We start from the raw sequence: 270 nt of genomic DNA, 5'->3' as shown, positions 1-270 counted from the left end.
AAAAAAGTAGTGGGCGTAAAAATACACCGCTACCAGAATCAGCACCGATAATTGCCAGTTAAAACCAAAGTCGGCGATATGGCTCTCAACCTGATGGGAAAACCAGCCAACCAGCCCCAGTTTATTCAGGAAGGTTGCCATCATAACCAGTGCTGAGAACCAGACGACGGTGTCCCAGGCGGATTTTTATTTCAGTATATCGTCCCACTTCAATACGCCAGACACCAGCAAGACCGATAACCCGAGAAAAGCCACGGCGGTGGTATTAAC

At 48.1% G+C, this 270-nt stretch carries 1 pseudogene; it reads right to left on the bottom strand.

Annotated elements, in window-relative coordinates:
- Positions 1–174: pseudogene (locus tag Q4563_RS23735) on the bottom strand (anion permease); the annotation flags it as partial.
- Positions 175–270: the final 96 nt, after the last annotated feature.

This window comes from Gilvimarinus sp. 1_MG-2023 (genome assembly GCF_030548285.1).
This window is presented reverse-complemented; position numbering and strand designations above follow the sequence as displayed.